We start from the raw sequence: 23,344 nt of genomic DNA on the forward strand, positions 1-23,344 counted from the left end.
TGAACCGACCATGCATGCAGCCACTTTTTCTGCACAGATGTACACACCACGCGGCCATCTCGATCGGGATGCGCTGATCAAGCAATACGTGCCGCTGGTGCAGCGGCTGGCGCATCACATGATCGCCAAGCTGCCACCCAACGTGGAGGTCGACGACCTGATCCAGGTCGGCATGATCGGCCTGGCCGATGCGCTGTCGCGCTACGAGGCCAGCCAGGGCGTGCAGTTCGAGACCTTCGCCACGCAGCGCATCCGCGGCGCGATGCTCGACGAGCTGCGCGAGGGCGACTGGCTCTCACGCGGCTCGCGCAAGAGCCAGAAGGACATCGAGAAGGCGGTGCACCGGCTCGAACACCGGCTGGGCCGCGCGCCGGTCGAGTCCGAGATCGCGGCCGAACTCAAGATGCCGCTGGCCGACTACCAGTCGCTGCTGGGGCGGGTGCGCGGCACGCAGCTGGTGTACCTGGAGGACATGGGCGGCGGCACCGACGGCGACGACGAAGGCTTTCTCGAACGCCACGCCAACGTGGCCGACGCCGAGGCCGATCCGCTGAGCCTGCTCAAGGACCAGCGCCTGCGCGCCGCGCTGGTGACGGCCATCGAAGCCCTGCCCGAGCGCGAGCGCTTCATCATGGGCATGTACTACGAGCAGGACATGAACCTCAAGGAGATCGCGGCGGTGCTGGGCGTGACCGAATCGCGCGTGTGCCAGCTGCACAGCCAGTCCATCGCACGGCTGCGCGCCAAGATGCGATCACATTAGAAAATGCCAGAGACACCACGGAACCGGCTTCGCCGGGCCGTCGGTGTCGCCCCCTGATGGGGGAAGGCGATGCGACACGCAGTGCGCAAGCCCTCGGGGGAGGCCTAATGCGCCGGGGCCATGCCCCTTGCACCGGGGATGGCGTAGGTGGGGCTGGGCGCCGGACGCACCAGCGACGCCAGCACGCGGTCGACCGATGCGCTGCGGCGTGCCAGGCCCTCGCGTTGCAGCGCCAGGCGGCGCGCCACGGTCTCGATGCGGCTGCGGAAGCCGGTGTCGAAGGCCTCGGCCGAGAGCGCGGCCTGCAGCGCACCGGCGAAGGCCACCGCCGCGCGCCGCATGTCGGCACAGAGTTCGCTCATGCGGGAGGGGTCGCTGTCGAGCAGGGCCGCATCGACCTGGTCGAGCTGCTGCTCGACGTCGCTCAGCAGCAGTTCCACGGATTCACGGGTGTCGGGCATGCTCAGCTCCGGGTGCGGCTCAGGACTTCCTGGGCATTGGCCAGGAGCTTGTCGGCGATGGCACCGGGATTCACGGTGAAGCTGCCGTCGGCGATGGCGGCCTTGACCGCGGCCACCTTGGCTTCGTCGATCCCGCTGCCAGCGGAGGTCACTTCCAGCGAACGCGCGGCCGCCGACACGGTGACGGGCACCCCGGCCCCCGTGGCACCGCTGCTGCTGCCCACGCCTGCGGCCGGGCGCTCGGGCCGGGCGGCGCCGAGGGCGGCTGCCGCCAGCGCGGCATCGTTCAGTGGATTGATCTTCATCGCTGACTCCAATGACCCCATTCGGCGGGGTCGTTCCATGGGTTTCGGCGGGGCGGATGGAAACTTGAATTCTTTTTGCAGCAGCCTTTTGTAAAGATCGCCGGCGGTCGGCGCCTACATGGCCAGCCGCACGGTGCGCGTGTCCTGCACCACGCCCTGCGTGATGCGGCCATTCTCCATGCGAACGCGCACCGGCTGCCCGACCACGCCCGCGGCCAGCGCCTGGGCATCGGAGCTGATCTCGAAGCCCGGGCCCTGCGCCACCACCCGCACCTGGGAGCCGGCCTGGAAGGCCTGCGCGGCCTTGACCATCGACTGGCGGATCGGCTGGCCCGCGACCAGCGCACGGCTGGCGACGGTGCCGACCCACTGGGCCGGATCGGCGACCACGGGAGAGATCTCGGCGGCCCAGTCGACCTCCTCCTCGACCGCATCCGCCTCGGTCAGCACGGCGCCGGCCAGCACGTTGTCACGCAGCACCCAGGCCGGGCCGAAGGCCTTGACGGTCAGCGGCAGGAACACGTTCCAGCGGCCACCGCCCTCGACGCAGCGCAGGCCCAGCCGGCCGCGGCCCCAGAGCCGCACGCCCACCGGCACGTAGGGCTCGACGCGCGAACACGGCGCGAGCCGCAGCCGCGAATCCAGCGAGCCAATGCTCACTTCCATGCGCAGCGGCGCGGGGTTGCCGGCCTGCGCCTTGGCCACGGCCTCGTCCAGCCAGTGCTGGGTGCTGGCCACGAACTCGGGACCGACGACGGCACCGTCCGAGGGCGCCTGCTGGGCCGCAGCGGGCAGTGCGATGCACAGCGCAGCCGCCCACAGGCGGCCCGGCACACGCGTGCGAAGCAGGGAGAAGGAGGACGAGAACAAGGGCATGGAGGCTCCCGGCACAGCCGTCGGCGCGGAAGGCGACGGACAGGCGACGGTGGATCGAAGGTGCAGGCAACTGTAGGCAGGCGCGCGCCGGACTAAGCCGGGAACAGGCCGCGAATCCCCCCTTTTCTCGGCGCTTCCCGCTCGGCCCGTGCTTTCACAATTTCTGCACGGCCCGGACCGGGCCCTTTGCGATGGCGAGGACGAACACATGCTGGACAAACTGACGAACACGCTGGACTTCCATTCGAAGGCCCTGGTGCTGCGCGCCGAACGCCAGCGCGCCATCGCCGGCAACATCGCCAACGCCGACACGCCCGGCTACGCGGCACGCGACTTCGCCTTCTCCGATGCACTCAAGGACGCCACCGGCAGCACGGCCGGTGTCGGCGGCCCGACCCTGGCCAGCGGCCGCAGCGATGCGCGCCACATCCCGCTGGGCAGCAGCAGCAACAGCAGCGCCTCGCTCGGCGGCAGCAACCTGCCGCGCGACTACACGGTGCAGACCCAGCCCACGATGGACGGCAACAGCGTGGACCTCGACCGCGAACGCGCCGCCTTCGCCGACAACGCGGTGCGCTACGAAGCCACGCTGCGCTTCATCAACGGCCACGGCAAGACCATGCTGGCGGCCATCCAGGGTCAATGACCATGTCGATGTTCTCCATCTTCGGGATTTCGGGCAGCGCGGTGAGCGCGCAGTCGCAGCGCCTCAACGTGGTGGCCAGCAACCTGGCCAACGCCGATGCGGTGGCCGGCCCCGACGGCCAGCCCTACAAGGCGCGCCAGGTGGTGTTCCAGACGGTCGCCATGGGCGCGGACAACGCACCCGGCGTGCGCGTCGACGCGATCACCGAGAACCAGGCCCCCGGCCGCAAGGTGCACGACCCGGTCAACCCGATGGCCGATGCCCAGGGCTACGTCACCCATTCCAACGTGAACGCGGTGGAGGAGATGGTCAACATGATCTCCGCCTCGCGCTCGTACCAGAACAACGTCGAAGTCATGAACACGGCCAAGACGCTGCTGCTCAAGACGCTGCAGATCGGCCAGTGAACACCCCATGACCGCCACCACCGCCACCTCCGGCATCGCCGGCACCGCCACCTACAAGCCCACGAGCAGCGCCGACGCCTCGTCGCTGACCACCAACGGCTCGACCGAGGCGCAGGACCGCTTCCTCAAGCTGCTGGTCGCGCAGCTGAGCAACCAGGACCCGATGAATCCGATGGACAACGCGCAGATGACCTCGCAGATCGCGCAGATCAACACGGTCACCGGCATCCAGCAGCTCAACGACACGATGAAGAGCATGTCGACGCAGATGGGCGCGATGCAGGTGCTGCAGGCCGGCAACCTGGTCGGCCACGGCGTGCTCATCGAAGGCAACAAGCTGGCCTTCGACAGCGAAGGCAAGACCGGCATCGGCGCCATCGAGCTCGCGGGCAAGGCCAGCAAGGTCGAAGTGCAGGTGCTCACGCCGGGCGGCAAGGTGATCGACACGCTGTCGCTGGGCGCGCTCGAGGCCGGCCAGCACGGCTTCAGCGTCGACGCCAGCAAGTACCCCGAAGACACCGAACTCAACTTCAAGGTCGTGGCCACCAACGGCTCGGCCACCGTCGAGGCCACCGCGCTGATGCACGACAAGGTGGTCGCGGTCGGCAGCGGCGCCGACGGCCTCACCCTCACCCTGCTTGCGGCTGGCGTCAAGCCGTACGCCAGCGTGCGTTCGGTTCTCTGAACGCGCCCCTTCATTTCCAGGAGCATTCCTCATGAGCTTTCAGCAAGCGCTTTCCGGTCTGAACGCGGCCAGCCGCAGCCTCGACGTGATCGGGCACAACATCGCCAACGCCGGCACCACCGGCATGAAGTCCTCGCGCGCCGAGTTCGCCGAGATCTACGCGAGCTCGGCCGGCAGCCTGGGCGGCACCAACGTCGGCCTCGGCGTGTCGGTGGGCGCGGTGACGCAGCAGTTCTCGCAGGGCACCTTGAGCATCACGGGCAACGACCTCGACGTGGCCATCAACGGCGGCGGCTTCTTCCAGGTGCGCAACAGCGACGGCACCACCGCCTACACCCGCGCCGGCAACTTCAAGCTGGACAAGGAAGGCAACATCATCACCAACAGTGGTGCCGCACTGATGGGCTACCCGACCAACGCCAACGGCGTGCGCCAGAGCTTCGACGTGCAGCCGCTGCGCCTGCCCACCGGCACGCCGATCCCGGCCAAGCAGACCAGTTCGATGATGGCCGAGATCACGCTCGACGCCGCGGCCGTGGTCGCCTCGACCGCCACGCCGCCCACGCCGCTCACCACCTACGGCACCTCGCTCACGGCCTTCGATTCGCAGGGCCTGGAAGTGCCGGTGGGCCTGTACTTCCAGAAGACGGCCAACAACGAGTGGAACGTCTACACCAGCATCAACGGCAGCGCGCCGTCCGCGTCCACGCCCTTCCAGCTCAAGTTCAAGACCGACGGCAGCCTGGACCTCGCGAACTCGACCATCCCGAACCTCACGCTGGTCTCGCCCAACGACCCGTCGCAGACCTTCACCGCCTCGCTCGACCTGAGCAAGATGACCCAGGTGAACGCGCGCTTCTCGGTGGCCGACCTGCAGCAGAACGGCTACACCGCGGGCCAGCTGGTGGGCATGAAGATCGAGGACAACGGCGTCGTCACCGCCACCTACTCCAACGGCCAGACGCAGGCCGCCGGCCAGCTCGCGCTGGTGAACTTCCGCAACGACCAGGGCCTGGCGCCCACGGGCTCGGGCTACTGGAGCGAGACTTTCGCCTCGGGCCAGCCGGTGCGCGGCGCGCCGGGCGAAGGCACCTTCGGCCACCTGCGCTCCGGCGCGCTGGAAGAGTCGAACGTCGACCTCACCGCCGAGCTGGTCAACATGATGACCACGCAGCGCGCCTACCAGGCCAACGCGCAGACCATCAAGACGCAGGACCAGGTGATGTCCACGCTGGTGAACCTGCGCTGAGCACGGCCGGGACGACAACGGACGCCGCGCGATGGACCACCTGATCTACACCGCCATGAGCGGCGCCAGCGCCGCCGCCCAGCGGCAGAGCGTGCTCGCCAACAACCTGGCGAACGCTTCGACGCAGGGCTTTCGCGCGGAGCTGTCGACCTTCCGTGCGGTGCCGCTGCGCGGCGACGGCGCGACCACGCGCGTGTTCGCGATGGAAGCCACCTCGGGCCACGACGAGAAGCCCGGCGCCATCCAGCGCACCGGCCGCACGCTCGACATGGCCGCGCAGGGCAACGCCTGGTTCGCGGTGCAGGGCCTCGACGGCACCGAGGCCTACACCCGCGCCGGCGCCTTCCAGGTGTCGCCCGAGGGCACGCTGATGACCACCAGCGGCCTGATGGTGCTGTCCGACGGCGGCGCACCGATCGACGTGCCGCCGGGCGCCGACATCTCGGTGGGCAGCGACGGCACGGTGAGCGCGCAGACGCCGGGCACGCCCTCCTCCACCATCGGCCGCATCAAGCTCGCCAGCGCCACCGCCGAAGACCGGCTCGTGCGCAGCGAGGACGGCCTGTTCCGCACCGCCTCGCTCAACCCGCTGGCCAACGATGCCGGCGCGCGCCTGGAGACCGGCGCGCTCGAGGGCTCGAACGTGAACCCGATCGAGACCATGGTCGGAATGATCGCCGCCGCCCGACAGTTCGAGCAGCAGATGCGCCTGCTCCAGACCGCCGAGACCTCGGACAAGTCGGCCGCCCAATTGCTCAACGTGGGCTGACCGCCCGCGCACCAGGATCTCATTCGCCATGATCAATTCGCTCTGGATCTCCAAGACCGGCATGGAAGCCCAGCAGACCCAGCTGGACGTCATCTCGCACAACCTGGCCAACGTCTCGACCACCGGCTTCAAGCGCGCCAACGCGGTGTTCGAGGACCTGATGTACCAGAACCTGCGCCAGGTCGGCGCCAACAGCACCGAGCAGTCGCAGCTGCCCACCGGCCTGCAGCTGGGCCTGGGCGTGCGCACGGTGGCCACCAGCCGCTCGTTCACGCAGGGCAGCATGCAGCAGACCAACAACCAGCTCGACGTGGCGGTCAAGGGCAACGGTTTCTTCCAGGTCACGCAGCCCGACGGCACCATCGGCTACACGCGCGACGGTTCGTTCCAGGTCGATGCGCAGGGCCGGCTGGTCACCTCGTCCGGCCTGCCCGTGGCCAACGGCATCACGGTGCCGCCGAACGCCATCAGCGTGAGCATCGCGACCGACGGCACGGTGTCGGCCACGCTCTCGGGCAACGCCGCGCCGCAGAACATTGGCACGCTGGCGCTGGCCAACTTCGTGAATCCGGCCGGGCTGGAGCCGCGCGGCGAGAACCTCTATGCCGAGACCGCGGCCTCGGGCCAGCCCAACGGCGGCACGGCCGGCACCAACGGCCTGGGCACGGTGATGCAGGGCTTCCTGGAGACCTCGAACGTGAACGTGGTGCAGGAGCTCGTGTCGATGATCCAGACGCAGCGCGCCTACGAGATGAACTCGAAGGCGATCCAGACCAGCGACCAGATGCTGCAGAAATTAGGGCAGCTCTGATGTCGGCCCTTCTTCGCCTCGCATCGGCCGCGCTGGCCTGCGCCTTCGTCGCCGGCTGCTCGACGCTGGCCCAGACGCCGCAGGTCGACATGCCGCCGACCGTTGCGCCCGCGCTGGCGCCGCAGGCACCGGCCGCGGCCGTGAGCCGCGCGCCCACCGGCAGCCTGTTCCAGTCGGTGCGCTACCGCCCGCTGTTCGAGGACCGCCGCGCGCGCATGCAGGGCGACACGGTGACGATCCTGATCGTCGAGAACGTGAGCGCGAGCCAGAAGTCGACCTCGACCATCGACAAGAAGAGCGGCATCGACGCAGGCATCAGCGCCTTCCCGCTGCTGTCGGCCAACTCCTTCAAGCGCGCCAGCGTGAACGCCGACTCGGCCAACAACTTCGCAGGCAAGGGCGGCACCGAGAGCGCCAACACCTTCCAGGGCTCGATCACCGCCACGGTGGTCGACGTGCAGCCCAACGGCCACCTGGTGGTGACGGGCGAGAAGCAGATCGGCGTGAACCAGAACGTCGACGTGCTGCGCTTCTCGGGCACGGTCGACCCGCGCTCGATCCAGGCCGGCAGCGTGGTGAACTCGCTGCAGGTGGCCAACGTGCGCATCGAGTCGCGCGGGCGCGGCGCGCAGCAGGAGTCGCAGGTCATGCCCTGGCTCGGCCGCTTCTTCATGAACGTGCTGCCCTTCTGACCATGCACAGCCTTCTTCTTCGCCGACTGCTGGCTTCGGTCGCACTGATCGCGCTGCTGCTGCCCGCCGCCCACGCGGTGCGCATCAAGGAACTGGCCGCCGTGCAGGGCGTGCGCAGCAACCAATTGACCGGCTACGGCCTGGTGGTGGGCCTCGACGGCACCGGCGACCAGACCACGCAGATGCCCTACACCACGCAGAGCGTCGCCAACTACCTGCAGCAGCTGGGCATCACGCTGCCCGACAACCGCGCGGCCCAGCTGCAATTGAAGAACGTGGCGGCCGTGATCGTCACCGCGCAACTGCCGGCCTTCGCGCAGCCCGGCCAGACCCTGGACATCAACGTGTCGTCGATGGGCAATGCCAAGTCGCTCAAGGGCGGCATGCTGGTGGCGACGCCGCTGCGCGGCGCCGACGGCGAGATCTACGCGCTGGCGCAGGGCAACCTGGTGGTCGGCGGCGCGGGCGCGTCGGCCGGCGGCAGCAAGGTGCAGATCAACCACCTGAGCGCGGGCCGCGTGCCCAACGGTGCGCAGGTGGAACGCAGCGTGCCTTCGCCGCTGCACGAGGGCGACAGCGTGACGCTAGGCCTCAACGCGGCCGACTTCCAGACCGCTCGCCGCGTGGCACAGGCCATCGACCGCAAGATGGGCCTGGGCACCGCGCGCGCCCTGGATGGCCGCTCGGTCGAAGTGCGTGCGCCGACCGAGGCCAACGCCCGCGTGAACTTCATCGCCGAACTCGAGGAGATCACGCTCGAGCAGGCCGCGCCGGCAGCCAAGGTGGTGATCAACGCCCGCACCGGTTCGATCGTGCTGAACCAGGCCGTGACGCTGGGCCCCTGCGCGATCGCGCACGGCAACCTGTCGGTCACGATCAGCTCGACGCCGGTGATCAGCCAGCCCGCGCCGCTGTCGGGTGGCCGCACGGTGGTGGCCGAGCAGGCCAGCATCCAGATCAAGCAGGAGCCGGGCATCCTGATCCAGGTGCCGAATTCGCCGCAGCTGTCGGACGTGGTGCGCGCCTTGAATGCGCTGGGCGCGACGCCGCAGGACCTGCTCGCGATCCTGCAGGCCATCAAGGCCTCGGGTGCCATGAACGCCGAACTCGAAGTCATATAAGCCGTGGCGATCTCGAACTCGATCCCGGCGATGAACAGCAACAGCCTCGCGGCCGACGCGCGTTCGCTGGATTCGCTCAAGCTCGCCGCGGGCGCAAACGATCCCAAGGCGATCAAGGAGGCGGCCAAGCAGTTCGAGTCGCTGTTCATGCGCGAGCTGCTCAAGAGCATGCGCGAGGCGACGATGAAGTCGGGCCTGATGGACAGCGACGGCGAGAAGCTGGGCACCGACCTGCTCGACCAGCAGTTCGCGGTGCAGCTGTCGGGCATGCCCGGCGGGCTGACCGACGCGATCGCGCGCCAGCTCACGCAGCAGATGACGGGCAATGCGCGCGGCAGCGTGCCGACCGTGTCGCTGCCATCGGCCGCGACGCGCATCAATCCGACGGCCTCGCAGAGCGGATTCGTCTCGCAGCACACCGCGGCGGCCGAGCGCGTGGCCCAGGCCACCGGCATTCCGTCGAGCTTCATGATCGGCCAGGCCGGCCACGAGACCGGCTGGGGCCGCAGCGAGATCCGCAACGCCGACGGCGGCAATTCGTTCAACCTGTTCGGCATCAAGGCCGGCCCGGGCTGGACCGGCAAGGTGGCCACCATCACCACCACCGAATACATCGACGGCGAGCCGCGCAAGGTGTCGGCCAGGTTCCGCGCCTACGACTCCTACGAGGCGTCGTTTCGCGACTACGCACGGCTGATCGGCGAAAGCCCGCGCTACGCGCAGGCGCGCGCCAGCACCGGCTCGGCCGCGGCCTATGCCACCGAGCTGCAGCGCGCCGGCTACGCCACCGACCCGGCCTATGCGGCCAAGTTGAGCCGGGCCATCAATTCGACCCTGCAGATCCAGCGCTCCCAACAGGCATAAGGCAAGTCCCTTCCCATGAGTTCCCTGCTCAACATCGGCACGCGGGCCCTGCTCGCCAACCAGGTGGCGCTGTCCACCACCGGCCACAACATCTCCAACGCCAGCACGGTCGGCTATTCGCGCCAGAGCGCGGTGCTGCAGCAGGTGCCGGGACAGTACACCGGCAGCGGCTACATCGGCAGCGGCGTGACAGTGAGCACCATTGAGCGGGCACACAACGAGTTCCTCACGCGCCAGGCCTCGCTGGCGCAGTCGGTGGCGGCCATGGACGCGACCCGCGCCGACCGCCTGGGCTCGCTGGAAGACATCTTCAAGGGCGGCGCCAGCGGCCTGGGCGCCTCGGTGAGCGACATGCTCAATGCCTTCACCAACGTGGCCAGTGCGCCCAAGGACATCAGCGCACGCAACGTGGTGCTGACGCGCGCCGACGAGATGGCCTCGCGCTTTCGCAACGCCCAGTCGCAACTCGACGACCTGCAGCGGGGCGTGAACGCGCAGCTCGGCGACGCCGTGACCGAGATCAACAGCATGGCCCAGCGCGTCGCCTCGCTGAACACCCAGATCGCCCGCGCCAACGGCAGCGGCCAGAGCCCGAACGATCTGCTGGACCAGCGCGACCAGCTGGTGCGCTCTCTGGGCCTGCAGGTGCAGGTCACGACGGTGGATGCGGGCGACGGCACGCTCAGCGTGTTCGTCGGCAGCCAGGCCCTGGTGCTGGGCACCAGCGCCGCGACGATGTCGCTGTCGATCGGTGAAGACGGCACCCGCCAGCTGGCCGTGACGCGCGGGGCGCTCAGCACGCCGCTGAACGAAGCCACGCTGGGCGGCGGTGCGGTGGCCGGCCTGCTGCGTTTTCAGAACACCGACCTCGCCGCCGCGCGCGACGGGCTCGGGCGCATGGCGCTGGCGATCACGACCGAGCTGAACGCGCAGAACCAGCTCGGGCTGGACCTCGATGGCCATCCGGGGGCGGCGATGTTCCGCCCGATCGCGATTCCCGATGCACAGGGCAACGCCGCCAACACCGGCACCGCGGCGCTCGGCGCCACGGTGAGCGATGCCAGCGCGCTGGTGGCGTCCTCGTACCAGGTGAACTTCGGCAGCGGCGGCGCGATCGAGGTGACCCGCCTGTCCGACGGCAAGGTGAGCAGCTTCGCCGGCCCGCTGCCGCTGCAGATCGACGGCCTGACCTTCGAGCTCAACGGCGGCACGCCCGCGGCCGGTGACAGCTTCGTCCTCAAGCCCTACGCCAATGCGGCGGGCGGCGTGGCGATGGCCATGACGTCGCCGCGCGAGATCGCCGCGGCCAGCCCGGTCGAGGCCCGGCCCGGCACGGCCAACACCGGCAGCGTGAGCGTGGCCTCGCTGGCGGCCACGTCGAACGATCCGAACCGGGGTGCCACGGTCACGCTGACCTTCGCGGCCGACGGCAGCTACAGCGTGTCGGGCACCGGCACGGGCAATCCGACAGGCCAGGCCTACGTGGCCGGTCAGCCGATCCAGTTCAATGGCTGGTCGCTGGCGCTCAGCGGCACGCCCAAGGCCGGCGACGTGATCACCGTGCAGGCGGCGACGCCCGGCTACAGCGGCTTCGGCACCGGCAACGCCGGCGCGCTGGCCGGACTGCGCGACAAGTCGATGTTCGACGGCGCGTCGATGGTCGACGGCTACGCGGGCCTGATGGCGCAGATCGGCGTGCGCTCGCAGAGCGCGCAATACGCGGCCAACGTGTCGGGCAGCATCGCCACCAACCTGGAGACCGAGCGGGCCAACGGCTCGGGCGTCAATCTCGACGAGGAGGCGGCCAAGCTGATGCAGTACCAGCAGGCCTACCAGGCCTCCGCCAAGATGATCCAGATCGCGCAGAACATCTTCGACTCGCTGCTGCACGGCATGGCCTGAGGCCGCGGCGCCGAATCCGGAACACAGAGAACGCCATGAACACACGCCTCGCGACCACCAACACCTACGACAACGCGCTGAGCCAGCTCACGGCACGGCAATCGCAGCTCTCCCGCCTGCAGGAGCAGATGGCCGCGAGCAAGCGGGTGATCCGCCCGAGCGACGACCCGACCGCCGCCGCCCAGGCCGAACGTGCCCAGACCCGCATGGCCCGTGTGACGGCCGACCAGCGCTCGCTGGAGGTGCAGCGCAACGCGGTGGCCACGGCCGAGTCGACGCTCGGCGATGCGGTCTCGGCGATGCAGAGTTTTCGCACGCTGGTCGTGCAGGCCGGCAACCCGGGCCTGTCGGCCAGCGACCGCGTGAGCATCGCGCAGCAGCTCGGCACCTTGCGCGATCAGTTGCTGGGCTATGCCAACGTCAAGGACAGCAATGGCCAGCCGCTGTTCGGCGGCCTGGGCAGCACCGAAGCGCCTTTCGTGGACGGCGGCGGCGCGGGCGTGAGCTACCAGGGCATCGCGGGCCAGGCCGCGGCGGGCGAGGTGGCGGTGCCGGCCTCCTTCGACGGCCATGCGACCTGGATGGACGTGCCCACGGGCAATGGCGTGTTCACCGTCGCGCTGGGCGCAGGCACCTCGAAGGTCTCGAGCGACGCCGGCAAGGTCACCGATCCCACGGCGCTCACCGGCCACGGCTACCGCATCAGCTTCAGCGTGAACGCAGGCGTGACGCAGTACGACGTGATCGACACCACCACCAACACGGCCGTGCAATCCGCGCAGCCCTACAAGAGCGGCCAGGCGATCAGCTTCGACGGCCTGTCGCTGGTGGCCAGCGGCACACCGGGCGCGGGCGAATCGCTGGAGATCGCGCCGAGCACCCGCACCAGCCTGTTCGGCGTGCTCGACCAGGCCATCGCCGGCGTGCGCGACGGCACCAGCGGCAGCGCCGTGGCGCAGACCGTGGCCCAGGCGCTGTCGCAGATCGACGCGGCCAGCTCGCGGTTGTCGGCCTCGCGCGGCCGTGCCGGCGACCTGCTCAACCGCGTCGACAACATCAGCGATCGGCAGGCTTCGCGCAGTCTTCAGCTCGAGGCCGATCGCTCACGTGCCGAAGACCTCGACGTGGTCAAGGCGCTGTCGGACTTCAAGACGCAGGAGACCGTCTATTCGGCGGCCCTCGGCTCCTACGCACAGATCCAGAAGCTTTCCCTGTTCAACTTCCTCAGCTGATGGCTGCACGGTCATTTTCTTCATGGCGCAATCGGTACTCGGCAGTCTCACCCTGGGCTATCGCCCTCTCTGGAACAAGGCCCGCGCGCTGGCCGGCGTGCAACTCTTCGTGCACGCCGACGACCAGGGCATCGACGGGCAGCATCTGCTGCGAACCCTGGCGGAGCAATGGTCGGCCGAGTCGCCCCTGCTGCTGCTCTCGCCCAGTGCCCCCGACCTGCTCGCCGGCCTGCTGACCCACGCCACCGCCGGTGGCCCGGCGATCGTGGTGCCGGCCGCATGGCGCGACCAGGCCGGTGTGCGCGACGCGCTGCGGATGGCCCATCAGCGCGGCGTGCATCTGCTCGCGAGCGGCGCGCCGACGGCGCTGGCCGATGCCGGCGCCGACCGGTGGGCCAAGCAACGCGCGTTGCGCCTGGCGCCCGCGGATGCGGCCAATGCACTGCAGGCCGCGCTCAAGTCACGTCAGGCCGTGGCCGGTGGCCGCATGCTCGGCCGTGCGACCGACAGCCCGATCGGTGCCAATGCGCTGGTCGAAGGCGTGGCCAGCCGCGCACTGGCCGAGCACGCACTGGACCAGCAAGGTGCCTGGGCCGTGGCCGGCTGGCCGACCGAGGACGTGCTGCACCGCTACGCCGGCCAGCCCCTGCCGCCGACCCGCCGCACCATCGTGCAGGCGATGAATGCGCTGGACAGCGAGCAGTCGCTCGACCGCATCGAGCAGATGTTCGGCCAGGAACCCAGCCTGGCCTACCGGCTGTTTCTGTACCTCAACTCGGCCGGGCTGGGGCTGCGCAACGGGGTCTCCTCGCTGCGCCACGGCTTCATGATGCTGGGCTTCCGGGCCCTCAACACGTGGCTGGCCGAGCAGTTGCCGCACGCCAGCGAGGACGCCAACCTGCGCCCCGTGAATGCGACCATGGTGATGCGCGGCCACCTGATGGAGCATCTGATGGATGCCGGCATCGAGGACGATCTGCGCCGGGAGGTCTATCTGTGCGGCCTGTTCGCCCAGCTCGACCTGGTGCTCGACGAGCCGCTGCGCGCCAGCTTCGCACGCATTCCGCTGGCCGATCGCATCGTGACGGCCGCGATCTCGGGCACCGGGCCCTATGCGCCCTCGCTGCAGGTCGCCTTCGCGCTCGAATCGGAAGATCCGCAGCCGCTGCGTGCACTGCGGCAGGCCTACGAGATGGGCACGGAAGAGATCAATCGGGCGCTGCTGCGCACGCTGTCGGCCCTGACACGCTGAGCGTTCCGAGCGTTCGCTGACACGCCGCCGAATCGGCGAAGCCAGGTGCAGACCTGGCTTTTTTTCGCCCCTCGAGGACGCGTTCGACGTCTTGCCAACATCGAACGCACAAAGCAAAACACCCACTGAAAAGTGGGTGTTTTGGGTATCAGCTGGTAGGCTGATATGTTGGTTGCGCGAGCAAGATTTGAACTTGCGACCTTTGGGTTATGAGCCCAACGAGCTACCAGGCTGCTCCATCGCGCGGCAAGCTAGAAGTATACCTTATTCTGCGGCGCTTTGCGCATCAGATTCTTTAATTTCGGGACGATCGACCAGTTCGACCAATGCCATCGGCGCGTTGTCGCCCACGCGGAAACCCATCTTCAGGATGCGCGTGTAGCCGCCCGGACGCGCCGCGAAACGCGGGCCCAGATCGGCGAAGAGCTTGACGACGCTGTCGCGGTCGCGCAGGCGGTCGAATGCCAGGCGCTTGTTCGCGAGCGTGGGGTTCTTGGCCAGCGTGATCATCGGTTCGATGACGCGGCGCAGTTCCTTGGCCTTGGGGACCGTGGTCTTGATGACTTCGTGCTCGATGAGCGAGTTCATCATGTTCTGCAGCATCGCAAGGCGGTGCGAGCTGGTGCGGTTGAGTTTGCGGAGTCCGTGTCCGTGACGCATGGTGCTTTTCCTTTACTTTATAAAAACAGGCAGCCGTATCAGGTACTGCCCATTGCACTGGCCTGCTTCTCGCGAAGCGGGGGCCGATTACTTTTTGGCCGAATCGCGGATTATCGCTTATCGAGGCCGGCCGGGGGCCAGCTCTCGAGCTTCATGCCCAAGGTCAGGCCGCGCGAAGCGAGCACTTCCTTGATTTCGTTGAGCGACTTGCGACCCAGGTTGGGGGTCTTGAGCAGCTCGTTCTCGGTGCGCTGGATCAGGTCGCCGATGTAGTAGATGTTCTCGGCCTTGAGACAGTTGGCCGAACGCACGGTGAGCTCGAGCTCGTCGACCGGGCGCAGCAGGATCGGATCGAACTGCTGTGCACTGCGCGGCGCGGGTGCGTCGAATGCAGCGAGTTCGCCGCCTTCGAGCTGCGCGAACACAGCCAGCTGTTCCACCAGGATCTTGGCCGAAGCACGAACCGCATCTTCAGCGGTGATGGCACCGTTGGTTTCGATTTCGATCAGCAGCTTGTCGAGGTCGGTGCGCTGTTCGACACGGGCGCTTTCGACGATGTAGCTCACGCGCTTGACGGGCGAGAACGACGCATCGAGAACGATGCGGCCGATCGACTTCGTCGGTTCGTCCGCATAACGGCGCATCGTGCCGGGCACATAGCCGCGACCCTTTTCAACCTTGATCTGCATGTCGAGCTTGCCGCCTTGCGACAGATGCGCGATCACGTGATCGGGGTTGATGATCTCGACGTCGTGCGGCGTCTGGATGTCCGATGCCAGCACCGGGCCGTCACCGTCCTTGCGCAGGCTCAGCGTGACTTCGTCGCGGTTGTGGAGCTTGAACACCACACCCTTGAGGTTCAGCAGGATGTTGACGACATCTTCCTGGACGCCATCGATCGACGAGTACTCGTGGAGCACGCCGGCGATCGTGACTTCGGTGGCCGAATAACCGACCATCGACGACAGCAGCACGCGACGCAGCGCGTTGCCGAGCGTGTGGCCGTAGCCGCGCTCGAAAGGCTCGAGCGTGACCTTTGCCTTGTTGGCGGCCATTTGCTCGACCTGGATGGTCTTGGGTTTCAGCAGGGTGGTTTGCATGCAGACTTCCTCTCAATACCCCCGGTTCGTTACACCGGTAAGGCTGGTGAAGCGCCCGGCGGAATCGATCCCGGCGGGAACAAAAAAACAAAAACGAGCCGCGCGGTGCGGCTCGTTGGGTCCGCTTAACGCGAATACAGTTCGACGATCAGCGATTCGTTGATGTCGGCAGCGAACTCGTCGCGATCCGGAACCTTCTTGAACACGCCCTCTGCCTTGTCGGCGTTCACGTCGACCCAGGCCGGCATGCCGACCTGTGCAGCCAGTTGCAGCGCTTCTGCGATGCGGGTCTGCTTCTTCGACTTGTCGCGCACGGCGATCACGTCACCGGTCTTGACCAGGTACGACGCGATGTTGACCGACTGGCCGTTCACGGTGATCGCGCGATGCGACACCAGCTGACGTGCTTCAGCGCGGGTCGAGCCGAAGCCCATGCGGTAGACGACGTTGTCCAGGCGCGATTCGAGGATGAACAGCAGGTTCGCGCCGGTGTTGCCACGGCGGCGATCGGCTTCCTCGAAGTAGCGGCGGAATTGCTTTTCCAGCACGCCGTACATGCGCTTGACCTTCTGCTTTTCACGCAGTTGCAGGCCGAAGTCGGAGGTGCGCTGACCCGAAGTGCGACCGTGCTGGCCGGGCTTGGAGTCGAACTTCGACTTGTCCTGGATCGAACGGCGAGCGCTCTTCAGGAACAGGTCGGTGCCTTCACGGCGGGAGAGTTTGGCCTTGGGGCCGAGGTAGCGTGCCACGTGATCTTCCTTTGTGTCATCTGCTGCAGAGTCTGTCTGCAGGAGCCATCAGCGGCGTGCCGATGGCGGTGGGCTTGTTGAAAACAAAACGCGCAGCCGCTGTGAAGCAGACTGCGCTAGGGCATCGACGCTTAGATGCGACGACGCTTTTGGGGACGGCAACCGTTGTGCGGAACCGGGGTCACGTCGGCAATGGAATTGATCCGGATGCCGAGCGCAGCCAGGGCGCGCACCGACGATTCGCGACCGGGGCCGGGGCCCTTGATCTCGACGTCGAGGTTCTTGATGCCTTGTTCGACAGCAGCACGACCGGCCACTTCCGACGCCACCTGGGCTGCGAAAGGCGTCGACTTGCGCGAACCCTTGAAGCCCTGGCCACCCGACGAGGCCCACGACAGGGCGTTGCCCTGGCGGTCCGTGATCGTGATGATCGTGTTGTTGAACGAGGCGTGCACGTGAGCGATACCGTCTGCAACGTTCTTGCGAACCTTCTTGCGGACGCGCTGTGCGGCGTTATTGGCAGGAGCTTTAGCCATGCTGTTTCAATCCTTATTTCTTCAGGGACTGCGCGGCCTTGCGCGGACCCTTGCGGGTACGGGCATTGGTGCGCGTGCGCTGGCCGCGCATCGGCAGGCCACGGCGATGACGGAAGCCGCGGTAGCAACCGATGTCCATCAAGCGCTTGATGTTCATCGTCGTTTCGCGGCGCAGATCGCCTTCAATGGTGAAGAGAGCGATCTGGTCGCGGATCTTTTCGAGATCCCCGTCGGTCAGATCCTTGATCTTCTTCGAATATTCGATGCCGCTCGCTTCGCAGATTTGACGGGCGCGGGTGCGTCCGATACCGAAAATGGCGGTCAGGCCGATTTCAGCGTGCTTGTGCGGCGGGATGTTGATGCCTGCAATACGTGCCATGTGCGTCCTCTAATACTTCTTTGACTTAACCCTGGCGCTGCTTGTGGCGCGGGTCAGAACAGATCACACGAACCACACCCTTGCGGCGGATGACCTTGCAATTACGGCAGATGGGTTTGACCGAAGCCGAAACTCTCATTTCATTCTCCTAAAACTGTTTAACGTGGCGTCAGCCGCCCGGACTCAATACTTGAAACGCCAGTCCTACGATGTCTTGAAGTTGGCCTTCTTGAGCAGTGATTCGTACTGCTGCGACATCATGTAGTTCTGTACCTGGGCCATGAAGTCCATCGTCACGACCACGATGATCAGCAAGGAGGTGCCGCCAAAATAGAACGGCACGTTGTACTTGAGGATCAGGAACTCCGGCAGCAGGCAGACGAAGGTGATGTACACCGCGCCAGCCAACGTCAGGCGAACCAGGATCTTGTCGATGTAGCGGGCCGTCTGATCACCCGGACGAATGCCCGGGATGAACGCACCGCTCTTCTTGAGGTTGTCGGCCGTTTCCTTGCTGTTGAACACGAGAGCCGTGTAGAAGAAGCAGAAGAAGACGATCGCAGCAGCATAGAGCATCACATAGATCGGCTGACCCGGTGTGAGTGCTCCGGCAATGTCCTTGATCCAGCGCATGCTGTCACCGGTACTGAACCAGCCCACGACGGTGGCCGGCAGCAGGATGATCGACGATGCGAAGATCGGCGGAATCACGCCAGCCATGTTCAGCTTCAGCGGCAGGTGCGACGACTGGCCACCATAGACCTTGTTGCCCACCTGGCGACGCGCATAGTTCACGAGGATCTTGCGCTGGCCGCGTTCGACGAACACCACGAAGTAGGTCACCAGCACCACGACTGCGATGATGAAGATGGCCACGATGGGATTCATCGCGCCGGTCGTCACCAGGGAAGCCAAGCCGCCGACGGCGCTGGGCAGACCGGCTGCGATACCCGAGAAGATCAGGATCGAGATGCCATTGCCCAGACCACGTTCGGTGATCTGCTCGCCGAGCCACATCAGGAACATCGAACCGGCCGTGAGGCTGATCATGGCGGTGAGCCGGAAGCCGAAGCCAGGTGCGATCACCAGGCCGGCCGACGATTCGAGTGCCACTGCGATGCTGAAGGACTGGAACAGCGCGAGGCCCAAAGTGCCATAACGCGTGTACTGCGTGATCTTGCGCCGCCCTGCCTCGCCTTCCTTCTTCAATTGCTCGAAGGTCGGCACCACGTAGGTCATCAGTTGCATGATGATCGACGCGGAGATGTACGGCATGATGCCCAACGCGAACACGGTGAAGCGCGACAGCGCACCGCCCGAGAACATGTTGAACAGGCTCAGGATCCCGCCCTGCTGCCCCTGGAACAACTGCGCCAGCTGGTCCGGGTTGATGCCCGGAACAGGAATGTGCGCGCCGATCCGGTACACCACGAGTGCGAGCAGCAAAAAGACCAGCCGACGACGCAGGTCGCCGAACTTGCCTGTTTTTGCGAGCGTTGCCGCGTTAGTTGCCACGAGGGATCTCTCTCAGTCCGACTTCAGGCGACGCTGCCGCCGGCAGCTTCGATGGCTGCCTTGGCGCCGGCGGTAGCGCCGATGCCCGTCAGCTTGACGGCCTTGGTCAGTTCGCCGGTCTTGATGACCTTGACGACCTTGATCATGTGACCGACGAGGCCAGCCTGCTTGAGTGCCAGCAGGTCGACTTCGGCCAGGCCGAGGGCTTCCAGCGCCGTCAGCGTGACTTCATCGTTGTACTTGAGCGTCTGCGACTTGAAGCCGCGCTTCGGCAGACGGCGCTGCAGAGGCATTTGACCGCCTTCGAAGCCCACCTTGTGGAAGCCACCTGCGCGCGACTTCTGGCCCTTGTGACCGCGACCTGCGGTCTTGCCGATGCCGGAGCCGATACCGCGACCGACGCGACGCTTTGCGTGCTTGGCGCCGGCTGCGGGCTTGATGCCATTGAGTTCCATATCAGTCTCTCTTACAGAACTTTGACCAGATAACTGATCTTGTTGATCATGCCGCGCACTGCGGGCGTGTCTTGCAGCTCGCTCACGCTGTTGATCTTGCGCAGGCCGAGGCCACGCACGGTCGCGCGATGCGATTCCTTGGTGCCGATCGGGCTCTTCACCAGCTGCACCTTGACGGTTTGTTGTTGGGTCGTCATATCGATGCTCCCGTTCAAGCGAACAGCTCTTCGACCGTCAGACCGCGCTTGGCAGCCACGGCCGACGCAGTCGTCGAGTTCTTCAGGCCGTCCAGCGTGGCGCGGACCATGTTGTAGGGGTTCGACGAACCATGGCTCTTGGCCACGATGTCGGTGATGCCCAGCACTTCGAACACGGCGCGCATCGGGCCGCCAGCGATGATGCCGGTACCCTTGGGAGCGGGGATCATGACCACCGAAGCGGCGCCATGGTGACCCGTCACGCGGTGGTGCAGCGTGCCGTTCTTGATCGAGATCTTGAACAGGTTGCGGCGGGCTTCTTCCATGGCCTTCTGCACGGCAGCAGGCACTTCCTTCGACTTGCCCTTGCCCATGCCGACCTTGCCGTCGCCGTCACCGACCACGGTCAATGCTGCGAAACCGAGGATACGACCACCCTTCACCACCTTGGTGACGCGGTTGATCGCGATCATCTTCTCGCGCAGACCGTCCTCGGGTCCTTCGTTCTGCGTTCTTGCTTGAATCTTTGCCATTTTGAATCTCGTGTCCGGTTAGAACTGCAAGCCGGCTTCGCGGGCTGCGTCGGCCAGCGCCTTGACGCGGCCGTGGTACGCGAAACCTGCGCGGTCGAAAGCAACCTTCTCGACGCCGGCAGCCTTCGCCTTTTCAGCGATGCGCTTGCCGATCGCGGTGGCGGCAGCGGCATTGCCGCCCTTGCCGGAACCGCCGAGCGTGCTGCGAACTTCGGCTTCGGCCGTCGATGCAGTCGCGATCACCTTGGTGCCGTCGCCAGAGATGACGGTGGCATAGATGTGCAGGTTGGTGCGGTTCACCGTCAGACGGGCCACGCCTTGCGTCGCGATCCGGATGCGGGTCTGACGCGAGCGGCGCAGACGCTGTGCTTTTTTGGTCAACATCATTTTGCTGCCCCTTACTTCTTCTTGGTCTCTTTGATCACGATCTTCTCGTCCGAATAACGGATGCCCTTGCCCTTGTAAGGCTCAGGCGGACGAACAGCGCGGATCTCAGCGGCGATTTGACCAACGCGCTGACGGTCAGCACCCTTGATCACGATTTCGGTCGGGGTCGCGGTGGCAACGGTGATGCCTTGCGGCATGTCGAAGTTGACCGGGTGCGAATATCCGACTTGCAGGTTCAGCTTGTTGTTCGAAGCTGCAGCCTTGTAGCCGACGCCGACGAGGTTGAGCTTCTTCTCGAAGCCCTTCGTCACACCGACCACCATGTTGTTGACCAGCTGGCGCAGCGTGCCGCTCATCGCATTCGCTTCGCGCGAATCGTTGGCGGGCTCGAAGCTCAGCTTGCCGTCGTTGTTCACGACGTTGACCAGGGGGTTGCGGGCCAGGTTGAGCGAACCGCCCGAACCCTTGACGCTGATCTGGTCTTCCTTGATCGACACATCCACGCCAGCGGGGATGGTGACGGGCATTTTTCCTACTCGGGACATTTCAGTAACTCCTTGATGTCTCGGTTAGGCGACGTAGCACAGGACTTCGCCACCGACACCGGTAGCGCGCGCCTTGCGGTCGGTCATCACGCCCTGGGGGGTCGTGACGATGGCGACGCCGAGGCCGTTCTGGACTTGCGGAATGGCTGCGCTGGCCTTGTAGACACGCAGGCCGGGACGGCTCACGCGCTCGATGCGCTCGATGACCGGGCGGCCAGCGTAGTACTTCAGCGTGATGACGAGTTCGGACTTGCCGTCTTCGGTCTTCACTTCGAAGCTGTCGATGTAGCCTTCGTCCTTGAGGACTTGTGCAATCGCGGCCTTCACCTTGGAAGACGGGATCGACACGGTCGGCTTCGCCACCATTTGCGCGTTACGGATACGCGTCAACAGGTCGGCAATGGGATCACTCATGCTCATGTTTTTTGCTCCTGCCTGGCTTACCAGCTGGCCTTGGTGACACCGGGGATGTCGCCATTGAAAGCCAGTTCGCGGATCTTGGCGCGGGCCAGACCGAATTGACGGAAGGTGCCACGCGGACGGCCGGTGATGGCGCAACGATTGCGCTGGCGCGTCGGGTTGGCGTTGCGCGGGAGCTTTTGCAGGCCCAGGCGTGCAGCAGCGCGCTCTTCGTCGCTCTTCTTGGTGTCGTTGGAAGTCGCCTTCAGTTCGGCGTGCTTCGCTGCGTACTTGGCGACCAGCTTGTCGCGCTTGATTTCGCGCTGGATCAGGGATTGTTTAGCCACGGTTCGCCTCAGTTCTTGAACGGGAAACGGAAGCCGGCGAGAAGCGCCTTGGCCTCTTCGTCGTTCTTTGCCGTCGTCGTGATGCTGATGTTGAGACCGCGCAGGGCATCGACCTTGTCGTATTCGATCTCGGGGAAAATGATCTGCTCTTTCACGCCGATGTTGTAGTTGCCACGGCCATCGAACGCACGGCCGGAGATGCCGCGGAAGTCGCGAACACGCGGCAGCGCGATGGTCACGAAACGGTCCAGGAACTCATACATCTGCACGCCGCGCAGCGTGACCATGCAGCCGATCGGTTGCATTTCGCGGATCTTGAAGCCGGCGATGGCCTTCTTCGACTTGGTCACGACAGGCTTTTGGCCAGCGATCTTGGTCAGGTCGCCGACAGCGTTGTCGAGAACCTTCTTGTCGGCAACGGCTTCACCGACACCCATGTTCAGGGTGATCTTGGTGATGCGCGGAACCTGCATCGGCGACTTGTAGCCGAACTTTTCGGTCAGGTCTTTCGCGATCTTTTCGCGGTAGATTTGTTGGAGACGTGCCATCTGAATGCTCCTTAGGCGGTCTTGATTTCGTCGCCGCTGGACTTGAAGATCCGCACGCGCTTGCCGTCGGCGATCTTGATGCCCACGCGATCGGCCTTGCCGGTCGCAGCATTGAAGATGGCCACGTTGGATTGATGGATCGGCATGGTCTTTTCGGTGATGCCACCGGTCGTACCCTTGAGGGGGTTCGGCTTGGTGTGCTTCTTGACGATGTTGATGCCGTCGACGATCAGATGCGAGTCGTCCTTGCGCAGCGAGACGGTGCCGCGCTTGCCCTTGTCACGACCGGCCAACACGATGACCTGGTCGCCTTTGCGAATCTTGTTCATGGCGTTGTGTCCTTACAGAACTTCGGGAGCCAGCGAGACGATCTTCATGAACTTCTCGGTGCGCAGTTCGCGCGTGACCGGTCCGAAGATGCGGGTGCCGATCGGCTCCAGCTTGGCGTTGAGCAAAACGGCGGCATTGCCGTCGAACTTGACGAGCGAACCGTCTGCACGACGGATGCCCTTGGCGGTACGCACCACGACGGCGCTGTAGATTTCGCCCTTCTTGACGCGACCACGGGGGGCGCATTCCTTGATGCTGACCTTGATGACGTCGCCCACGCTGGCATAACGCCGCTTGGAGCCACCGAGCACCTTGATGCACAGGACGGATTTCGCGCCCGTGTTGTCGGCCACTTCGAGCCGGGATTCAGTTTGGATCATTTCGATTGGTTCCCAACTTGTACCGAGAAACCGCCTCATGGCAGCACCGCAGTCAGTCTTGGGCCCGTCGTCAACGCCCCAAACCACTTGGAGCGCCTTCGTATGGGCGGAAAGCTTCGCCTTTTTGAAGCGAAGCCCGCGATTGTCACATGCCGAACCCCGCATGTCAACGACCTGTTTTCCAAAGCTTTGAGCGGGCCGTGGCGTCGGGGCGACAATCGGCCCGTGCCCCGCGCACGCTTCCCTCCA

General features: G+C 65.9%; 33 protein-coding genes and 1 tRNA gene. 13 read left to right on the plus strand and 21 right to left on the minus strand.

The genetic code is table 11. From position 1 onward, the window contains the following. Positions 1 to 37 precede the first annotated feature (37 nt). Positions 38 to 763 carry an RNA polymerase sigma factor FliA gene (locus tag K0H49_RS08855; RefSeq protein ID WP_219211229.1) on the plus strand — a complete coding sequence of 242 codons (726 nt, stop codon included), beginning with the start codon at positions 38 to 40 and terminating at the stop codon, positions 761 to 763. A 104-nt stretch (positions 764 to 867) separates the two neighbouring features. Here the strand turns inward: K0H49_RS08855 and K0H49_RS08860 are convergent, their stop codons facing one another. From K0H49_RS08860 to flgA, 3 genes are all read right to left on the minus strand, one after another. Then, positions 868 to 1,224 (minus strand): hypothetical protein, encoded by a 357-nt coding sequence (locus K0H49_RS08860; RefSeq protein WP_219211230.1) that lies wholly within the window; start codon positions 1,222 to 1,224, stop codon positions 868 to 870. A gap of 2 nt (positions 1,225 to 1,226) precedes the next feature. Then, positions 1,227 to 1,529 (minus strand): flagellar biosynthesis anti-sigma factor FlgM, encoded by a 303-nt coding sequence (gene flgM, locus K0H49_RS08865; RefSeq protein WP_219211231.1) that lies wholly within the window; start codon positions 1,527 to 1,529, stop codon positions 1,227 to 1,229. 114 nt (positions 1,530 to 1,643) lie between these two features. Next, positions 1,644 to 2,405, minus strand: coding sequence for a flagellar basal body P-ring formation chaperone FlgA (gene flgA / locus K0H49_RS08870; RefSeq protein WP_219211232.1), 762 nt, complete (start codon positions 2,403 to 2,405; stop codon positions 1,644 to 1,646). 208 nt (positions 2,406 to 2,613) lie between these two features. Between flgA and flgB the strand changes: the two genes are divergently transcribed. The 12 genes from flgB to K0H49_RS08930 are packed head-to-tail and all read left to right on the plus strand — an operon-like array spanning position 2,614 to position 14,035. After that, the gene (gene flgB / locus K0H49_RS08875; protein WP_219211234.1) at positions 2,614 to 3,051 is read left to right on the plus strand and encodes a flagellar basal body rod protein FlgB; all 438 of its coding nucleotides are present in this window, start codon (positions 2,614 to 2,616) and stop codon (positions 3,049 to 3,051) included. Positions 3,052 to 3,053: 2 nt separating this feature from the next. Continuing rightward, a complete protein-coding gene (flgC, locus tag K0H49_RS08880; protein ID WP_219211236.1) occupies positions 3,054 to 3,458 on the plus strand; it encodes a flagellar basal body rod protein FlgC in 405 nt (134 codons plus the stop codon). Between the two features lie 7 nt (positions 3,459 to 3,465). Further along, on the plus strand, positions 3,466 to 4,143 hold the full coding sequence (locus tag K0H49_RS08885; RefSeq protein WP_219211237.1) for a flagellar hook assembly protein FlgD: 678 nt from the start codon (positions 3,466 to 3,468) through the stop codon (positions 4,141 to 4,143). Between the two features lie 31 nt (positions 4,144 to 4,174). Continuing rightward, a complete protein-coding gene (flgE, locus tag K0H49_RS08890) occupies positions 4,175 to 5,392 on the plus strand; it encodes a flagellar hook protein FlgE (protein WP_219211239.1) in 1,218 nt (405 codons plus the stop codon). 31 nt (positions 5,393 to 5,423) lie between these two features. Further along, a complete protein-coding gene (gene flgF / locus K0H49_RS08895; RefSeq protein WP_219211241.1) occupies positions 5,424 to 6,161 on the plus strand; it encodes a flagellar basal-body rod protein FlgF in 738 nt (245 codons plus the stop codon). 28 nt (positions 6,162 to 6,189) lie between these two features. Further along, positions 6,190 to 6,972, plus strand: a complete 783-nt coding sequence (flgG, locus tag K0H49_RS08900) for a flagellar basal-body rod protein FlgG (protein WP_219211242.1) — start codon at positions 6,190 to 6,192, stop codon at positions 6,970 to 6,972. Further along, positions 6,972 to 7,664 (plus strand): flagellar basal body L-ring protein FlgH, encoded by a 693-nt coding sequence (locus tag K0H49_RS08905; protein WP_219211246.1) that lies wholly within the window; start codon positions 6,972 to 6,974, stop codon positions 7,662 to 7,664. The genes flgG and K0H49_RS08905 overlap by 1 nt, the downstream gene beginning before the upstream one ends. Before the next feature lie 2 nt (positions 7,665 to 7,666). Further along, complete coding sequence (locus K0H49_RS08910) at positions 7,667 to 8,785, plus strand: flagellar basal body P-ring protein FlgI (RefSeq protein WP_219211248.1); 1,119 nt, start codon at positions 7,667 to 7,669, stop codon at positions 8,783 to 8,785. A 9-nt stretch (positions 8,786 to 8,794) separates the two neighbouring features. After that, positions 8,795 to 9,649 carry a flagellar assembly peptidoglycan hydrolase FlgJ gene (flgJ, locus tag K0H49_RS08915; RefSeq protein WP_374122352.1) on the plus strand — a complete coding sequence of 285 codons (855 nt, stop codon included), beginning with the start codon at positions 8,795 to 8,797 and terminating at the stop codon, positions 9,647 to 9,649. A 15-nt stretch (positions 9,650 to 9,664) separates the two neighbouring features. Further along, positions 9,665 to 11,551: a flagellar hook-associated protein FlgK gene (gene flgK, locus K0H49_RS08920; protein ID WP_219211250.1), complete on the plus strand. Its 1,887-nt coding sequence runs from the start codon at positions 9,665 to 9,667 to the stop codon at positions 11,549 to 11,551. A gap of 35 nt (positions 11,552 to 11,586) precedes the next feature. Next, positions 11,587 to 12,783 (plus strand): flagellar hook-associated protein FlgL, encoded by a 1,197-nt coding sequence (flgL, locus tag K0H49_RS08925; protein WP_219211252.1) that lies wholly within the window; start codon positions 11,587 to 11,589, stop codon positions 12,781 to 12,783. A gap of 22 nt (positions 12,784 to 12,805) precedes the next feature. After that, on the plus strand, positions 12,806 to 14,035 hold the full coding sequence (locus K0H49_RS08930) for an HDOD domain-containing protein (protein WP_219211254.1): 1,230 nt from the start codon (positions 12,806 to 12,808) through the stop codon (positions 14,033 to 14,035). A gap of 169 nt (positions 14,036 to 14,204) precedes the next feature. On the opposite strand, the gene K0H49_RS08935 is transcribed toward K0H49_RS08930, so the two are convergent. The 18 genes from K0H49_RS08935 to rplN all read right to left on the minus strand — a co-directional run bounded on the left by K0H49_RS08935 (position 14,205) and on the right by rplN (position 23,095). Then, a tRNA-Met gene (locus tag K0H49_RS08935) sits at positions 14,205 to 14,281 on the minus strand. Between the two features lie 18 nt (positions 14,282 to 14,299). Then, positions 14,300 to 14,695 carry a 50S ribosomal protein L17 gene (rplQ, locus tag K0H49_RS08940; protein ID WP_219211257.1) on the minus strand — a complete coding sequence of 132 codons (396 nt, stop codon included), beginning with the start codon at positions 14,693 to 14,695 and terminating at the stop codon, positions 14,300 to 14,302. 110 nt (positions 14,696 to 14,805) lie between these two features. Further along, positions 14,806 to 15,795, minus strand: a complete 990-nt coding sequence (locus K0H49_RS08945; RefSeq protein WP_219211259.1) for a DNA-directed RNA polymerase subunit alpha — start codon at positions 15,793 to 15,795, stop codon at positions 14,806 to 14,808. A gap of 125 nt (positions 15,796 to 15,920) precedes the next feature. After that, positions 15,921 to 16,544: a 30S ribosomal protein S4 gene (gene rpsD, locus K0H49_RS08950; RefSeq protein WP_219211260.1), complete on the minus strand. Its 624-nt coding sequence runs from the start codon at positions 16,542 to 16,544 to the stop codon at positions 15,921 to 15,923. A gap of 131 nt (positions 16,545 to 16,675) precedes the next feature. Then, entirely contained in the window at positions 16,676 to 17,080 is a 405-nt protein-coding gene (gene rpsK / locus K0H49_RS08955; protein WP_009124825.1) for a 30S ribosomal protein S11, read from the minus strand. A gap of 13 nt (positions 17,081 to 17,093) precedes the next feature. After that, positions 17,094 to 17,459 (minus strand): 30S ribosomal protein S13, encoded by a 366-nt coding sequence (rpsM, locus tag K0H49_RS08960; protein WP_093243005.1) that lies wholly within the window; start codon positions 17,457 to 17,459, stop codon positions 17,094 to 17,096. A gap of 25 nt (positions 17,460 to 17,484) precedes the next feature. Then, complete coding sequence (rpmJ, locus tag K0H49_RS08965; RefSeq protein WP_140840881.1) at positions 17,485 to 17,598, minus strand: 50S ribosomal protein L36; 114 nt, start codon at positions 17,596 to 17,598, stop codon at positions 17,485 to 17,487. A 65-nt stretch (positions 17,599 to 17,663) separates the two neighbouring features. Further along, positions 17,664 to 18,974 (minus strand): preprotein translocase subunit SecY, encoded by a 1,311-nt coding sequence (secY, locus tag K0H49_RS08970; protein ID WP_140840883.1) that lies wholly within the window; start codon positions 18,972 to 18,974, stop codon positions 17,664 to 17,666. Positions 18,975 to 18,997: 23 nt separating this feature from the next. After that, on the minus strand, positions 18,998 to 19,429 hold the full coding sequence (rplO, locus tag K0H49_RS08975) for a 50S ribosomal protein L15 (RefSeq protein WP_219211267.1): 432 nt from the start codon (positions 19,427 to 19,429) through the stop codon (positions 18,998 to 19,000). 11 nt (positions 19,430 to 19,440) lie between these two features. Continuing rightward, a complete protein-coding gene (rpmD, locus tag K0H49_RS08980) occupies positions 19,441 to 19,626 on the minus strand; it encodes a 50S ribosomal protein L30 (protein WP_219211270.1) in 186 nt (61 codons plus the stop codon). A 14-nt stretch (positions 19,627 to 19,640) separates the two neighbouring features. Beyond that, positions 19,641 to 20,159, minus strand: a complete 519-nt coding sequence (rpsE, locus tag K0H49_RS08985) for a 30S ribosomal protein S5 (RefSeq protein WP_140840889.1) — start codon at positions 20,157 to 20,159, stop codon at positions 19,641 to 19,643. A gap of 18 nt (positions 20,160 to 20,177) precedes the next feature. Then, entirely contained in the window at positions 20,178 to 20,543 is a 366-nt protein-coding gene (rplR, locus tag K0H49_RS08990; protein WP_183028380.1) for a 50S ribosomal protein L18, read from the minus strand. A gap of 14 nt (positions 20,544 to 20,557) precedes the next feature. Continuing rightward, positions 20,558 to 21,091, minus strand: a complete 534-nt coding sequence (gene rplF, locus K0H49_RS08995; protein ID WP_219211273.1) for a 50S ribosomal protein L6 — start codon at positions 21,089 to 21,091, stop codon at positions 20,558 to 20,560. Positions 21,092 to 21,115: 24 nt separating this feature from the next. After that, on the minus strand, positions 21,116 to 21,511 hold the full coding sequence (rpsH, locus tag K0H49_RS09000) for a 30S ribosomal protein S8 (RefSeq protein WP_183028314.1): 396 nt from the start codon (positions 21,509 to 21,511) through the stop codon (positions 21,116 to 21,118). A gap of 20 nt (positions 21,512 to 21,531) precedes the next feature. After that, a complete protein-coding gene (gene rpsN, locus K0H49_RS09005; RefSeq protein ID WP_219211276.1) occupies positions 21,532 to 21,837 on the minus strand; it encodes a 30S ribosomal protein S14 in 306 nt (101 codons plus the stop codon). An 8-nt stretch (positions 21,838 to 21,845) separates the two neighbouring features. Then, the gene (gene rplE, locus K0H49_RS09010; RefSeq protein ID WP_219211277.1) at positions 21,846 to 22,385 is read right to left on the minus strand and encodes a 50S ribosomal protein L5; all 540 of its coding nucleotides are present in this window, start codon (positions 22,383 to 22,385) and stop codon (positions 21,846 to 21,848) included. Between the two features lie 11 nt (positions 22,386 to 22,396). Further along, entirely contained in the window at positions 22,397 to 22,714 is a 318-nt protein-coding gene (gene rplX / locus K0H49_RS09015; RefSeq protein ID WP_183028311.1) for a 50S ribosomal protein L24, read from the minus strand. Between the two features lie 12 nt (positions 22,715 to 22,726). Continuing rightward, complete coding sequence (gene rplN, locus K0H49_RS09020; RefSeq protein WP_068630284.1) at positions 22,727 to 23,095, minus strand: 50S ribosomal protein L14; 369 nt, start codon at positions 23,093 to 23,095, stop codon at positions 22,727 to 22,729. Positions 23,096 to 23,344 lie beyond the last annotated feature (249 nt).

The organism is Variovorax boronicumulans, from assembly GCF_019352895.1.
Taxonomy (GTDB): Bacteria; Pseudomonadota; Gammaproteobacteria; order Burkholderiales; family Burkholderiaceae_C; genus Variovorax; species Variovorax boronicumulans_A.